The organism is uncultured Pseudoteredinibacter sp. (genome assembly GCF_947502065.1).
In the GTDB taxonomy this organism is placed as follows: Bacteria; Pseudomonadota; Gammaproteobacteria; order Pseudomonadales; family Cellvibrionaceae; genus Pseudoteredinibacter.
Genome location: NZ_CANMYE010000009.1, coordinates 1 through 14,634 on the forward strand (window position 1 = coordinate 1; position 14,634 = coordinate 14,634).

The following is a 14,634-nucleotide window of genomic DNA, read 5'->3' on the forward strand; positions in this document are numbered from 1 at the left end:
ACCCCAGGTTCCTGCACGATTTAAAATTCTGCGCCTAAGCCCAACATTTTGATTCAGCTAATTTTTATAGACTGGGTAAGATCCGAAACAGCTACCACTTAAAGGCGGGGTCAGACCCTTAGGTTCTGACCCCGTTCCTCGCTTTAGGCTAACGCCTGATAACGCTGGGCGTGATAATCGCTATTGCCGAACATCATTTCCAACATGGTTAAACGCTTAAAGTAATGACCCACATCTAGCTCATCGGTAACGGCAATGCCACCGTGAATCTGCACGGACTCCTGCCCAATATTGCGAGCCGCTGTACCAATGCGGTATTTGGCAGCCGAAATAGCCTTGGTCGCCATCGAAGGATCTTGTTCACTTAACATCACGGCACGTAGCAACATAGATTTAGCTTGCTGATGCTCTACAAACATATCGGCCATACGGTGCTGCAAGGCTTGGAACTTAGAAATCGGCACGCCAAACTGAACGCGAGTTTTGGTGTACTCAACGGTTTTTTCTAAGCTAACGCCCATTGCGCCTACAGCTTCTGCACAAACAGCTAAGGTAGCTTGATCTATCACTGCCTCTACGGCGGCAAGAGCATTGCCTTCTTCGCCCAGTGCACTATCGGCAGTAAGCGCAACATTATTAAAACTCACCTCCGCAGCATTACTGCCATCTTGTAACTTATAAGCCTTGCGGCTAACGCCTTCAGCATTGGCATCCACAAGAAAAAGACTCAAACCATTTTTTTCAGCAGAATCGCCAGAAGTGCGAGCTAAAACAACAAAGTGATCGGCCGCAGCACCATTAAATACTACCGACTTCTGACCATTTAACTTAAAACCACCACCAGCCTTCTCTGCCTGACAACTAACTTTATGCAAGCAGTAACGGCTATCAGCTTCGGTGTAGGCAAAAGCCCACTGCTGCTGACCTGCCATAATTTCAGCAAGATTGGCCTTTTGGGATTCATTGCCGCACTTAGCCAACAAGCCACCAGCTAAAATCACATTGGCTAGGTAAGGCTCCATTAGCATGCCTTTACCAAACTCTTCCATTAACACCATAACATCAGCAGCACCACCACCCATGCCGCCATCTTCTTCTGAAAACGGCACCATCAACCAGCCTAGCTCGGCGAACAGATTCCAAAAATCCTGATTAAAATTGGCATCGCTGTTTACGGTTGCCATACGAGTGTCGAAGTCGTAATCGTTTTGTACAAACTTAGCGACACTGTCTTGCAGCATTTGCTGCTCTTGAGATAAAGAAAAATCCATGTCGCGCTCCTTATAAACCTAATACCGCTTTGCAGATAATATTTTTTTGAATTTCGTTACTGCCACCGTAAATGGAAGCTTTGCGATTATTGAAATACTTCGGCGCTGTGTTTGCAGCGGTACCCGGGCCGACATGCTCACCTTCATACTCTGGCATAAACTGCTCTTTTACAAAGGGCAAACTATAGTAACCCGCAACATCCATATACAGCTCATCAATTGCCTGAGCGACTTCGGTACCTTTAATTTTTAAAATGGAAGATTCCGGACCAGGTGCTTTACCGGTGCTTACCGCCGCTAAGGTACGTAGCTCTGTAAACTCTAAAGCTTGCAACTCAATCTCAGCATCCAGTAATTTGGCCTGAAAGCGCGAATCTTCTGCAAGACTGCCCAAGCCGGTAGAGGCCTCTGCGGCAAGTCGCTTAAGTTTTTCCAAACGCACTTTAGAATGGGCAACGCGGGCGATACCGGTACGCTCATGGGTTAGCAACACCTTGGCGTAAGTCCAACCTTTACCCTCTTCACCAATTCGGTTTTCCACAGGTACACGAACATTATCAAAGTGAATTTCGTTAACTTCACGATGACCATCTAGAGTAATGATAGGAGAAACTGTGATACCCGGGTCATCCATATCAACTAACACGAAGCTGATTGCTTCTTGGTTTTTGGTATTGGCATCACCGGTGCGTACTAAGCAGAAAATCCAATCGGCGTAGTGGCCCAAGGTAGTCCAAGTTTTGGTACCGTTAATTACGTAGTGATCACCATCGCGTACGGCAGTGGTTTTTAAGGATGCTAAATCAGAACCGGCATTAGGTTCAGAATACCCCTGACACCACCACACATTACTGTTCAAAATATCAGGCAAAAAGCGCTGCTTTTGTTCTTCATTACCGTAGGTGTAAATAACAGGGGCAACCATTTTCATACCAAATGGCACCACATCAGGCGCACCTGCTTTGGCGCACTCATTAGCCCAGATGTATTTTTGAGTAGGTGTCCAACCAGTACCACCATACTCCACAGGCCAGTTCACCGCCGCCCAGCCTTGCTCGGCTAAAATTTTCTGCCAGCGTACATGATCGTCTTTGCTGGTGGGAGTGCCCGCTAAGATTTTTTCGCTGATTTCTTTGGGTAGCTTGTCAGCAAGGAACTGCTGTACCTCAGCCTCAAAGGCTTTTTCCTCTGGGGAAAAGTCGATATTCATTATTATTCCTCTGTTATTTTCTTTCCAAAATTCTCATACGGCACCATCGGGGTCAGAACCCGTGGGTTCTGACCCCAGGTTCATGCACGGTTTTAAATTCCGTACCAAATCCCAATCATCTGCTTCAGCTTTCTTCTAGAAACCTTGCAGGCCTTTATACACCTACCACTTAAAAGTGGGGTCAGAACCCTTGGGTTCTGACCCCGGTGTGATTCGGCTGCTACTGGGCTTCCTTCACTAAATTTCTTGCAATCACCATCTGCTGTATTTGGCTGGTGCCTTCATACAAGCGGAACAATCGCACATCGCGATAAAAACGTTCAACCCCATAATCTGATATATAACCGCTGCCGCCATGAATTTGGACAGCTTTATCCGCCACGCGCCCGACCATCTCTGTGCAGAACAATTTGCAGCAAGCCGCTTCGGTACTGTGTGGCAGTGCATCATCTCGTTTACGAGCGCAGTCCATTACCATCGCCTGCCCAGCATAGATCTCGGTTTTGCAATCCGCCAACATGGCTTGAATCATTTGATGCTCGGCGATGGGTTTACCAAACTGCTGACGTTCTGAAGCGAAACGTACCGAGTCATCCAGTAAGCGCTGGGCAATACCAACACTCAATGCTGCGATATGCAAACGGCCACGATCCAACACTTTCATGGCGGTATAAAAGCCTTTACCTTCAACACCACCAATTAGATTCTCAGCGGGCACGGCCACATCATCAAAGTTTACATCGCAGGTGTGAGAGCCCGCGTGTCCCATTTTTTTGTCTTTCGCCCCTAGGCTAATGCCTGGGCTTTTTGCATCCACGATAAATGCTGAAATCCCGCGAGCGCCAGGCTGCTCGGCATCAGTTCTGGCCAACACAGTAAAAAAATCGGCACGTGGCGCATTGGTAATAAAGCGCTTGTTGCCATTAAGAATATACTGATCACCTTCTTTACGGGCGCGAGTTTTTAAAGCGGCTGAATCCGAGCCAGCATCTGGCTCTGTAAGACAAAATGATGCAATGGCCTCGCCACTGGCCAATTTCGGCAAATAGCGCTGTCGCTGTTCGTCGCTACCATCAAAGATTAGCGCAGAAGAGCCAATGCCATTATTGGTGCCTATCAAGGAGCGGAAAGCTGGCGAAGTGCCCCCTAGAGTCATCGCCGCCTGTACCTCTTCTTCCATAGTCAGACCAAGGCCGCCGTACTCCTCAGGGATGGTAAGCCCAAATAAGCCCATTTCGCGCATCTCTTGCACAACCGCATCAGGGATATTGTCATCCTCAGCCACCTGGTCTTCTAGTGGACGCAGACGCTCATTCACATAACGCCCCAGGGCTTCTAACAGGGCCTTGTGGCTCTCTTGATCTCGTATCACAACACACACCTATGCAGAATCAATTCCGCTATACTAGCAACTAATTCCGCTCTGCGGAACATGCTCAAGAATCAAATTTAGGTATTCTTCTCGATAAATGTTGATCTGAAAGCGTTGGCCAACCGTAAACACAGGGAATATATGCAGGAGCAAGACATGCCCAATAGCAGCAGCGCCCTTTGGTTTGGGGCCAATATGATCGGTTTTCAGCTGTGCTGGTGGAGCCTTGTTCTCTACGGCAACTTAGCAGTGCCGCTCGCGCTGCTGCTTTTGGCCCTTCATTTGTTTTTTACGCCCGAGCGCCAACTAGATCTCAAACTCATTCTTATCGTGGGCATTCTTGGCTTTGCTCTAGACAATGTATTAGCGACAGCCTCGGTATGGCAATTTGAAAACAGCCTTCTACCGGCCCCAATTTGGCTGGGCTGTATCTGGCTATGCTTCGGCGCCACCCTAAGGCACAGCTTTCGCCCTCTATGGGAGCGCAAACTATTACTTCCCATTCTGGGGGCATTCGGTGGGGCCAGCAGCTACATCGCCGCCAATAAACTCGGCGCAGTCAGTTTTGGCTACGAGCTTTTGCTAACGGGGTTTATTTGTGCGCTTTTGTGGGGAGTGATATTGCCGTTGATTGTGTGGTTTGCAGAGCACGAAGAAATGAAGCTAAAGACAATACAGGAAAGAGAAACCGAGGCAACCAGCTAAAGCTACCTCTTCACACCTGGGAAACAGCGATCAAACATTCTTCTTTTTCAATTCAGCTTCCTTCAAATCATTATCCAACCTAAGCTGCCGAGTTTTTTCAGCCAACCATTTGGCGCCACCCGCTAGCCAAAAGACAATACCGAAAGCCAAAATGGCGCCAGATAAATCAATATGTTCCATGTATTAACCCCTAAACCTTTGAACGTTGTCTTTTACTAAGATAAAAAAATGGCACTAGCCAAACGGCAATTAGCACAAAGACCACATTCTGCGACACATCCTTATCTGCAATAAAGAATGAGCTTAGCAACATGGCAAGGGCGAACAGTATTGAAATCGCAATATTGACTTGCTTGGCTTTCTTACAATCCATCTTATCCTCCAAGCCTTGATAGGCTATGTATTAGCTTAGCAGCTCGCCGGTATAATCGAGCTTTTTGTTCCTTAGCTTTGACGAGGCTTTTCGTGAATAGGTGTCGTGTCAGCAGGCAAAGAGGCTCCACTTTGATACCAAGCTATTCAAACAAACAGATTTTATTCCGATCCAAATCGCGAATATACGCAGAATATCGGCCCGATCGCACACCGGGCTCGCCATCACTCGAACCACCAAGCTCCAGCGCCAGCCCATGTAAGCGATCCACCTCGGCCGCAGAGCCAAGATTAAGGCCTAGCATGGTGCCATTGCCGTGAGTGGCGGGCCGCTCATCGAAAGGTTCAGCTACGGCAAACATCATCTCTTCGTTGGCCCACAGAGTCATGCGTCCCTCATCATGGGCTTTTACTAAACCGCAATCTTCAAAAAATGCATCATAGAAAGCTACGGCTTTTTGCTTATTGTTAGTACCGAAGACAAAATAATTCATTTTCATTGCTAAGACTCCCTGAGACTATTTTTTGGACTGGTATAAAGTAAGGGGCGCTATAGAGCTTCGCCATGCACCATTTTCTCGACAAGCGACTTAATACGGGATGCTTCATACCAAAAGGCAGCTTGCATTAAAAGATAGCCAGCCCCACACATAATAAAGGGGACTTTTGGCTCTCCGCCATTAATATCGCGCATCTCCACCAATGCAATGCCAAAAGTACCGCCTAACCAAACAAGCATAAAGACGATAGCAAATAGATTCATTCTTAAAGTGATATCAACACACACCCTTGCACCGTCATAGGAAATGGTACCGAAGCCGTAAGGCAAAAAGGTATTTTGATAACGAATGGCGCGATAAACCTTAAAATCATCACCCTTTCGGCGCCCATGGATAGATCTACGAGGGCCAGAAAACCCCCTTGAACGGCAAGCTTCATCTATAGCTTTATAGAGCTCTTCTTGCTTTAAATCTGTATGCAAGCGGTAGCGCTCATATGGCAGTATATTCATAGCATCACTAACAACACTTTCATATGCATATAGCCTGATAAATTCTACGCGCACATATTGCCAGACAATACGAGACTACCGCCTTGTTAGAAGTTTTAACTTTCTCATTTTACATATTTAAAATACAGCTTGCGTACAATCAAGACCAGAAAGCAAAGAGAAACATCCAGAAAAGACAAAAAGACGTGCGAGACACGCCTTTTATTCTAGGAGATTACATACCGTCCTGAGGCGAAAGGGTACGCTTCATTATATCTTCCTTGCTTTTTTCCAGCCAAACCGGCCAGTACTTCTTGTATTTTTCCTTTACACTGTTCTTATTGCTTTCGTACCAAGCAAGAGACTTTTCAGTGTTTTCAACGAGCTTTGTTTTTTCTACCCACTTCTTAAAACGTGAATCTGACGTGTTGAATTTTGCGCCCTTGTCACTCTTAATAGGCCATAAAGAAAACCGAGCTTTCCAGGCTCCCATTCTTGGCGTAGCGATACTAAAGTAGTTTTTTCCAGGCTTTAAATCCGCCTCCATGAAATCAGCTGCCTCTGAGACCACCATAAAAACATGCTTTCCTGCCGTAGTCTTGTAGGGAATCTTAGTATCATTAGCAAGCACGCCAATAAATTTCACTTTATCACCATCAACTTCGTACAAAGAAGCGTTAATAGCGTTACCAACAAAGCTTGATCGTAGAAAGACTACCTGAGCCTCTTCGGCTGTTGGGCTTTGAAGCTCTTGCTGAGATGATATCGCCATTGGGTTCGATGAACATGCTGAAATCAAAGCGATTGAAAGAAGTAAAAACATCCGTAGTATCATGAAAATTTCCTTACCACAAAATTAAATCAAAGGTATTACACCGCCACCAGCGGTTTATAGAATTAGCCGACGTATTATATAGCTAAGCCCAGCCTTGTTCTCTAATTCAATAGTTTAATCCTAGATCTAGATCAAACTATCACTGCTAATCATTACTTAAATGTGACAATTATCTAAATAGAGAACCCAAATAAACCAAAGACGAGAGAAATTACATTTAAGGAGTCACGTCATCTCCGGGAAATAAGTGGCGGATATTGATATCGCTTACAATGTAATATCCTGCCACCTCTGAAATATTCGTCACAGGAACTACCTCAATAAGAGAAGCGTGCTTTTGCTTCAACATTTCCACAATCCCATCAATAGCCGCCTCAAGCCTCTCCCTCTTCGGATCATACATACCAAATGTACCCCCTTCCGTCATTGCAAACCCCATATCGAGCGCCCGACCAAGACCCAGGTAGATCACTTTACCATCTGCTGTAGATGAATATCTTACTTTAGCGCCATTTATATCCAGGGGTATCGAGGCTGCTGCCAGTCGCCTAGGATTTTTCTCTTGCCCTTCAGGGTGGCAGCCCAATGTGAGTTTATACGGTTTTTCGCAGGTCGTTTTATAAATACTAATTCTCTCAGAATCTCGATAACTCTGATGTATTTCATTGGAAACACAGGCAGAGAGGAATAAAAGCAACGTAATCGGAACTAATTTAAACATAATGATCTCTTTTAAAAACAACGCCCCCAAACATTAACGAGCACAGCACGCCAACTCGAATCCATTTAACACTATTGATACTTCAATATAAGCGCGCCCGCTCCATTACCCTCAGCACCATCTTGAAATCTTCTAATATAATCAAAGATATCTTCCTTAATAAAAATAATACAACAACATCGCTCATTAAATTAATCTAGTAATTCCACCACTCGAAACAAGTCTTGAGGCTTATCCAACATAATATCAGGCTTTTGCGCGGACAACTCCCCAAAGCTACCATAACCCCAAAGCACCCCAACAGAACTCAAACCATTCTCATGAGCTGCTTTCAAATCGAACATGCGATCACCCACCATAACGGAACCGGGACCAACACGCTCCATAGAGAGAAGATTCGATAACTGAGTCACCTTACTAACACCAACATCCCCGCCATCGATAAACTCAAAGAAGCCATCCAAATCAAACATCTCGATAATCTTGCGTGCAAAAGCAGCAGGCTTTGAAGTACAAACCGCCAAGGGATGTTCATCATACAAAGAGCGCAAAGAGCCAAACACACCTTCGTACAAATAATTCTCAGAAAACCCCACATCTGCATAGCGTTCTCGATATTTTTTGACTAGAGAATTTACCAGTGACTCATCAGCAGTTTCTAACAACTCCCTAAACGAAGCATCAAGTGGCGGCCCTATACAAGTTAAAAGCTCAGCTTCAGCACGAGAATCAAAACCATGCGCCTCAAGAGCATAATTGATAGATCGAACGATACCATCCTTAGGGTCACTAATGGTTCCGTCTAGGTCAAATATTATTGTGCTAGACACTCTAATCCTCCAATACGCTCTGAGCAGCAGCAATTACCTTGCTGCGCTTAAAGGTTACAAACCAGCCCCAATATAAGCTGCTCAAACTCGTAACAAGTACCACTAGAAAAAGGTCTATAACATGAAATCGAAAAAGCAAGTGTAGAGCCACATGAAGAAGAACAACCCCCAATAGACATGCAGACAACTTGGCATTAAATACCTTTACACCCCTATATAACTTCGAATGTTCAAATACACAATAAGCAAAGAAGAGCCCAAAAACTACAAAGCCTTCAGCACTGCTTGGCAAACCTGAAAAGAATGAAATAGGCCAAAAACACCCCAAAGAACAAACAATCCGGTGGCCTCTCCACCCCGCTTCACGCCAAAATATCTCTCGGAACTCGGAATCTTTCTGCTGAGAATCAGTGAAAATAGCAACGCAATATGGAATCATTGCTACAACACCGAAAATAACAGCAGCTAAAACAAAAAATCCAACCATTAAACTCTCAACGCGCTGAATACACGACAGCAATCAATGACCAATAAAACTCACTAACCTCTCAAATTATTCCTGCTAGCAAACACTCTGCTTCTTCCCGCCTAACTCAGCAACATTGATAATCTCTACTACTGACTTAACCGTAATATGATACTCCCTATAGTCGCACTCAATTCCAGATGCATATGAAGAAATAAGAAATTCAGCATTACCCGATATAACTTCACGACCTTTTAAAGCTGCATCCAGCTGTTGGTCTGTAAGTAGCAGCTTTGCAACTTTTCCTGCGTTCTTAACTTGAATTTTCTTAGGAGGAATAGGTTTAAATTTAATCGCTGCTGGAAGCCTCTCCATTTCCTCTTGGGTAGGCGTAAGAATCACACTCAGGCCACTAGAATCTAGTGAATCAAATGATCGCTGCACAACATATACAGATCGAATCAGTTCTTCACCGACAAAGTAATCCCACACCCCCCATATTTACTTTCCAAATACACCAAGTTTGAGTTTTTTGGCCTAGAGTACTCTTCTAGCCCATACGAGGAGAATGAAACCAGCAAAACTAGAAACATTTACTTTGACATTATAGACCTACCCTTACACATTTTTCGCTACTTCCACCACGTGAACCTAGAGTCTAACTAGGCATAACAGCAACTCTTGCTAACACCTGCAGTGCTTATGCGCAGCTTAATTTTTATGAATCTAAGCAAACCTTTCGCTGCGGTTACCTCTGGTTTCTCAAATCCTTGCTAAGTAGCGTTTTCAAGCGCGTATTGTAGGCCAATACATAATATTCATTATACTCATACTCGCTAATTTTGAGCGCTATAGTCTCGGTGAAGCCCCCCAACACACATACAAGCCTTACAAAACCAGACTGTCTATCATCTAAAGCCGCTATTTCTTTACGGGAGACACCAAGATACTTGCCGTTGTGGCGCTGAAAGTATGCATAGCCCGCTTCATATTCTCGCTCGGCATCTTCAAAGCCTCGAATCGTAGAAACATTTGGATCCTCAGCGATATCAATTAGGCTTTGAGCTCTATATATTTCAGAGTAAACAAAAAATAAAGTCATAAAGACTAGGGATGTTCCCATCAGAATTAAGTTCTTTACTAGAGTATTCATAGAATCTTAACGCTATTAATACGGACGAACGAGCACAGAATAGATTGCCGTACCAGTTCGTCTTTGCACCGGGTGCCACACCCTTGCTTTTTATAGATCTTTACCAGCACACTCTCTAGTCCATTTGTAATAAGCTATATTTGACTTAATCAGATATAAACTGAGAGGGTAAAGAGATATAACAAGCCCCATTGCAAACATAAAGTAGGCCGAGTGCACATACCCCACATAGAACATTGGCCCCACAGTTGAGAAAGTAGCGATAGAAGTTGCAGCTCTGTACCTATAGTCTTCGATACCTAACAATACAGACGCCCCCGCCCAAAACAAAGCATTAGACAAATAGGCTATAGATTGCAGAGAGTTCCAGCTAACATCTAATGCAAACCATAAAAACAAAAAGAAAGCAGCCATAGCAAACTCTAACAGCTCCAATACCTTCAGGTTCTGTGGCTTTCTCAATAGCCTATCGGGGACCACCGTTTGATTTGGCAGACTTCTTACATAGTTCCTTACGTGTCGATAATTTATCGCCATTCTATTCACCAGCTCAAACGAGAGGCAGAGATAAATATGCACCAAGTAGACGCATCTCAATAATACGGAAAGATAGGATGGACCGTTTTAACATCTATCTGCATTCCGTTGCCTAAAACTCTAATCTATTGCTTTACCAAAACTTTTACAAGCACCTGCAAATTCACATCAAGACTTAAGGGGTTGACACCTAAAACCTCAATTCTTCCTAGATTCGTAAAACCAACACAATGAAAAAACCACCAAAGCAGCTTAAAGGCCGGGTTGCCTCTAAGCCACAATCAGAGCGAGCGCCGAGAGAGTAAAAAAGACTCACGTCTTTTTGTGAGGCTTTTTTAGGAAGGAGGGAAGCCGGGAGGGCCGCCGATCGTGGCTTAGGGGCAACCTGGCCTTTAAGCGGTCAGATGTTAAAAAGCTAAACACCCGAACCTAGGCACATATTAAACAAACTCCAAAACCCCATCCTCTAACTTACCATGCCGAATCGCAAAATAATCTCGATAATAATTATCCTGATTACGCCAAGGATAAGCCTCACCCTGTTTAGGCATAATACTCTCAGCACGGCTAATATAGCCGGATTTCAAAGAATCGATCATCGGGCTCTGGGCAAAACCATCTAGATCTAGCTTAGGCATCACCTGCTTACGGCCCGTGGTTTTCATATGCTTAATTAAACGGCATACATAGTCCGAAGTTAAATCGGCTTTCAAAGTCCAAGAAGCATTCGTATAACCAAATACCGAAACCATATTCGGCAAATTGGCAAACATCATACCCTTGTAATTGACCAACTCACCGGATTCAATTTTTTGATCATCCTTATAAAGATCAATGCCACCCAAGAACTGCAAATCCAAACCCGTCGCCGGCACAATAATATCGGCATCGATTGACTCGCCCGATTTTAATTGCACACCGCTTTCGGTAAAAGTTTCAATATGATCAGTAACAATAGAAGCCTTGCCTTCTTTTAGGCACTTAAACAAATCACTATCAGGTACCAAGCACATACGTTGATCCCAAGGGTTATAGCTTGGGTTAAAGTGCACATCAACATCTACCGAATCACCCACCTCATCTTTGACCATATCGCGCAAATATTGGCGCACACCATCCGGGCTTCGTTTAGATTTGGAAAAGATATACCAGCTAAGGAAGATATTTTTAGCGCGGGTAAGATAATGCGCCCAGCTATCTGGCATAAATTTGTGTAGCCACTTAGCAATAGGATCGCGTGCTGGGCGAGTAAAAACATAAGTGGGCGAGCGCTGCAGCATAGTGACATGGGCAGCCTCATCGGCCATAGACGGCACCAAAGTTACCGCCGTGGCACCACTGCCAATAATCAGCACCTTCTTATCTTTATAATCTAAATCTTCAGGCCACTGCTGCGGATGAACTTTTAAGCCATTGAAATTTTCATAGCCGGGGAATTCCGGCAAATAGCCCTGCTCGTAATTGTAGTAGCCCGTGCAAGTTACCAAAAATTGGGTTTTTAGAATCTGCTCTTCACCGCCCTTGTGGCGATAATGCACAAACCAGCATGCCTCATCACTACTCCATTGCAGTTTCTCTACCCGATGGCTGTAGCGAATGTTTTCATGCACACCATATTCAGAAGCGGTTTCATCCAAGTATTCACGAATGGATTCGGCCGAAGCGATATCAGCGCCATTAGTCCATGGGCGAAAGCTGTAACCAAAGGTATACATATCGGAATCAGAACGGATACCCGGGTATTTAAAAAGATCCCAGGTGCCACCAAAATTTTCTCGGCCTTCTAAAATGGCGTACTTCTGATCGGGGCACTTTTGCTTTAAATGACAAGCCATGCCAATACCAGAAATGCCCGCACCAATAATCAGAACGTCTAATGCTTCCACAATCGCCTCGCTACATTATTTTTATATCAAGATTCTTTATCGTGATTCTTCAACCCTAAATTAACGCTGGGCCGCTTTGAGTATGAGTTCATAGATACAAACTGTGCCATAGCCACCCCCGCTTAGCGATGATGGGCGCTGCCAGGCTTTTGATATTTTGAGCCACAGTGGTACGATTTGCCAAGCTTTACACTTTCAAACCAGCACAGACCTAAAACATGGCAGACTACCGCGCAGCCCCAATGTCGACAGCAAACAAAGCAAAGCAAGTACTGGCCCGAGGTGACCTACTTGTCAGCCAGCGCAGTGCTTTTGGTATTCAGCTAGAGCTGCAACAACTTGAAGAGATGGGCCAAGACGGCGAAGCGATTGCGCTATCCTGCGGAATACCGCCGATAGCCTTAGAAGATCCAGATTACCCGATTGAACAAGAGCAAGAACAAGCCTTGCTGTTAAAACTCATTGCAGCCCATCAACCCAATAGCCATCGCCTCTTGGCCCTGGAGGCCGGCGCCAATGCTTCAATCACCTTATTTGGCTTGCTGGGCCTTACCGCCATGCATGCCGATACAGTGCTACATGCCGTGCAAACCATATTGAGCTTTCCAGAGCTTACCTGGGGGCAGAGCCATATCGAATTAGGGCGTAATAAAGATCACGATTACTGCCGATTTGAATTAGAACCCGATATTAAACTGGGCCATAAAGGTCAGCAGCTGCAGGAATTCTGCCTGCTAAGAGACCTGGTTTCTTCTGCCACATTGATAGAAGATATTGCCGGGCCAGATTGCACCCCGATAGCCGTCCACCTACCATTTGCTCCCGGCCCAGAAGAAGCCATGATTCAGGAACACTTTGGTGACTGCGTACTTTACCAGCAAGATAGCGCCAGCCTATTGTGTGCCCCCGGCCACTTTGATCGCGCGCCCCTGCGACAAAACCAAGCGATTTACCGGGCCTATTTAAAACTGGTGCAAAGAGTCTCGGCGGATTTGCGCCGCCAAAGCCGCTATGTAGAGCTGGTAAAGCGCCAGCTACAACTGCAAGCGATCATCCCCGACCGAGAAACCCTAGCCCAAGCTCTGCACGTCAGCCCCCGCACCCTAGCCCGCAAACTGGAAGCCGAAGGCGCCAGTTTTAAAGAGCTACGCCGTGAAGTACAACAAAGCCGCGCCGAGCAAGCTCTACGCAAAGGCGGGCTATCCATGGCGGTGCTTGCCGAGCAGCTTGGGTTTGCCGATAGCGCCGCTTTTAGCCGCGCTTTTAAAAGCTGGACCGGCCATGCCCCTAGCGCCTGGAGCAAGCTGGCACTTACAAACTAAGCCTAATTTAACTGATTACTGAACCACTGCCGCCACCTTCTAAAGATCTAGCAGCCTCCTACAAGCGTAAAAACAGACACAGGATTAACAATTCTTATTGCCCTAATAGCGGCAATTTTATTGACTCTAAGGCCTTGCAGCGTAGAATCGCACAGCATTCGAATGATGTTCGAATAAATTTCACACTAGCTAAATATGGTTGAACGCTATGCCACCAGCCCCAAAACACAGCCCCCAAGAACAGGAAGACATGATCCTTCACGCCGCCGCCAAGTGCGTGCAGCAAACCTCTCTACTGGATTTCACTATGTCGGCCATTGCCAAAGAGGCCGAAGTTTCTATTGGCACCCTATATAAGCACGTGCAAAGCAAGGAAGATGTTTTGGTGGCCCTAGGCACTCGCATGTCACGGCATTTGCACGACACCTTCGCTCAAACCTTAAGCCTAGATTTAACAACCCCCGAAAAGATCATTGCGCTAGGCCTGTTAGACCCAAACAAAACCCAGTGCTACGACTTCGATAGCCACCTTGATGCCTTGGTAAATTGCGAAGCGATTTTGCGCCGAGCCTCACCACGCTGGCTAGAGAATATGTCTCAAAGCATTGAAGCCTGCGGCGCACTGTTTGAAAAACTTTGGCAAAACGCCATTGATAAAGGCGAATTGGATATTGAATCCAGTAACACCACTATCGCCGAGCTCAGCACAGCAACCTGGTCTATGCATGTGGGTTATTCACAGGTGGTGTTGCGCCAACATAATCGCAGCGCCATTCAATTAGCCGAGCCATTGCCTTACCCACTGCCCGCCGATGATCTACTAATCAAAAATTTTACGCGCCTACTGAATAGTTATGACTGGCAACAAAAAGTTGACGATGCCGGCGTACAACGCGCATTGGCGGCGGTAAACGCCGCCGGACTACGCTAAACAATTATTTTAATATTATTGGATTACATACC

General features: G+C 45.5%; 18 protein-coding genes. 3 read left to right on the forward strand and 15 right to left on the reverse strand.

The genetic code is table 11. The annotated features are described in order from the left end of the window. Positions 1-143 precede the first annotated feature (143 nt). The 3 genes from Q1A41_RS17260 to Q1A41_RS17270 all read right to left on the reverse strand — a co-directional run bounded on the left by Q1A41_RS17260 (position 144) and on the right by Q1A41_RS17270 (position 3,853). Complete coding sequence (locus tag Q1A41_RS17260) at positions 144-1,271, reverse strand: acyl-CoA dehydrogenase family protein (RefSeq protein WP_299981517.1); 1,128 nt, start codon at positions 1,269-1,271, stop codon at positions 144-146. Positions 1,272-1,281: 10 nt separating this feature from the next. Further along, on the reverse strand, positions 1,282-2,481 hold the full coding sequence (locus tag Q1A41_RS17265) for an acyl-CoA dehydrogenase family protein (protein WP_299981519.1): 1,200 nt from the start codon (positions 2,479-2,481) through the stop codon (positions 1,282-1,284). Between the two features lie 220 nt (positions 2,482-2,701). Continuing rightward, on the reverse strand, positions 2,702-3,853 hold the full coding sequence (locus Q1A41_RS17270; protein WP_299981521.1) for an acyl-CoA dehydrogenase family protein: 1,152 nt from the start codon (positions 3,851-3,853) through the stop codon (positions 2,702-2,704). Between the two features lie 156 nt (positions 3,854-4,009). Here Q1A41_RS17270 and Q1A41_RS17275 point away from each other — a divergent pair, with 156 nt between their 5' ends. Further along, on the forward strand, positions 4,010-4,558 hold the full coding sequence (locus Q1A41_RS17275; RefSeq protein ID WP_299981523.1) for a DUF2878 domain-containing protein: 549 nt from the start codon (positions 4,010-4,012) through the stop codon (positions 4,556-4,558). A gap of 30 nt (positions 4,559-4,588) precedes the next feature. Here the strand turns inward: Q1A41_RS17275 and Q1A41_RS17280 are convergent, their stop codons facing one another. From Q1A41_RS17280 to Q1A41_RS17335, 12 genes are all read right to left on the reverse strand, one after another. Further along, positions 4,589-4,738: a hypothetical protein gene (locus Q1A41_RS17280; protein WP_299981525.1), complete on the reverse strand. Its 150-nt coding sequence runs from the start codon at positions 4,736-4,738 to the stop codon at positions 4,589-4,591. A gap of 10 nt (positions 4,739-4,748) precedes the next feature. After that, positions 4,749-4,931, reverse strand: a complete 183-nt coding sequence (locus tag Q1A41_RS17285) for a hypothetical protein (protein WP_299981527.1) — start codon at positions 4,929-4,931, stop codon at positions 4,749-4,751. Positions 4,932-5,073: 142 nt separating this feature from the next. Further along, positions 5,074-5,430 carry a VOC family protein gene (locus Q1A41_RS17290; protein ID WP_299981529.1) on the reverse strand — a complete coding sequence of 119 codons (357 nt, stop codon included), beginning with the start codon at positions 5,428-5,430 and terminating at the stop codon, positions 5,074-5,076. Positions 5,431-5,480: 50 nt separating this feature from the next. Then, positions 5,481-5,942 carry a hypothetical protein gene (locus Q1A41_RS17295; RefSeq protein WP_299981531.1) on the reverse strand — a complete coding sequence of 154 codons (462 nt, stop codon included), beginning with the start codon at positions 5,940-5,942 and terminating at the stop codon, positions 5,481-5,483. Positions 5,943-6,156: 214 nt separating this feature from the next. After that, complete coding sequence (locus Q1A41_RS17300; RefSeq protein WP_299981532.1) at positions 6,157-6,744, reverse strand: hypothetical protein; 588 nt, start codon at positions 6,742-6,744, stop codon at positions 6,157-6,159. 229 nt (positions 6,745-6,973) lie between these two features. Then, complete coding sequence (locus Q1A41_RS17305) at positions 6,974-7,477, reverse strand: hypothetical protein (RefSeq protein ID WP_299981534.1); 504 nt, start codon at positions 7,475-7,477, stop codon at positions 6,974-6,976. A gap of 191 nt (positions 7,478-7,668) precedes the next feature. Next, positions 7,669-8,307, reverse strand: coding sequence for an HAD hydrolase-like protein (locus Q1A41_RS17310; protein ID WP_299981536.1), 639 nt, complete (start codon positions 8,305-8,307; stop codon positions 7,669-7,671). 1 nt (position 8,308) lies between these two features. Next, positions 8,309-8,794: a hypothetical protein gene (locus tag Q1A41_RS17315; RefSeq protein WP_299981538.1), complete on the reverse strand. Its 486-nt coding sequence runs from the start codon at positions 8,792-8,794 to the stop codon at positions 8,309-8,311. Between the two features lie 75 nt (positions 8,795-8,869). After that, on the reverse strand, positions 8,870-9,217 hold the full coding sequence (locus tag Q1A41_RS17320) for a hypothetical protein (protein ID WP_299981540.1): 348 nt from the start codon (positions 9,215-9,217) through the stop codon (positions 8,870-8,872). 304 nt (positions 9,218-9,521) lie between these two features. Continuing rightward, positions 9,522-9,926: a hypothetical protein gene (locus Q1A41_RS17325; protein WP_299981542.1), complete on the reverse strand. Its 405-nt coding sequence runs from the start codon at positions 9,924-9,926 to the stop codon at positions 9,522-9,524. Positions 9,927-10,016: 90 nt separating this feature from the next. Further along, positions 10,017-10,340 (reverse strand): hypothetical protein, encoded by a 324-nt coding sequence (locus Q1A41_RS17330; protein ID WP_299981544.1) that lies wholly within the window; start codon positions 10,338-10,340, stop codon positions 10,017-10,019. Positions 10,341-10,903: 563 nt separating this feature from the next. After that, positions 10,904-12,349, reverse strand: coding sequence for an NAD(P)/FAD-dependent oxidoreductase (locus Q1A41_RS17335; RefSeq protein WP_299981546.1), 1,446 nt, complete (start codon positions 12,347-12,349; stop codon positions 10,904-10,906). A 218-nt stretch (positions 12,350-12,567) separates the two neighbouring features. Here Q1A41_RS17335 and Q1A41_RS17340 point away from each other — a divergent pair, with 218 nt between their 5' ends. Then, on the forward strand, positions 12,568-13,671 hold the full coding sequence (locus Q1A41_RS17340) for an AraC family transcriptional regulator (RefSeq protein ID WP_299981548.1): 1,104 nt from the start codon (positions 12,568-12,570) through the stop codon (positions 13,669-13,671). A 208-nt stretch (positions 13,672-13,879) separates the two neighbouring features. Further along, entirely contained in the window at positions 13,880-14,602 is a 723-nt protein-coding gene (locus tag Q1A41_RS17345) for a TetR/AcrR family transcriptional regulator (RefSeq protein WP_299981550.1), read from the forward strand. The last annotated feature ends 32 nt before the right edge of the window (positions 14,603-14,634 follow it).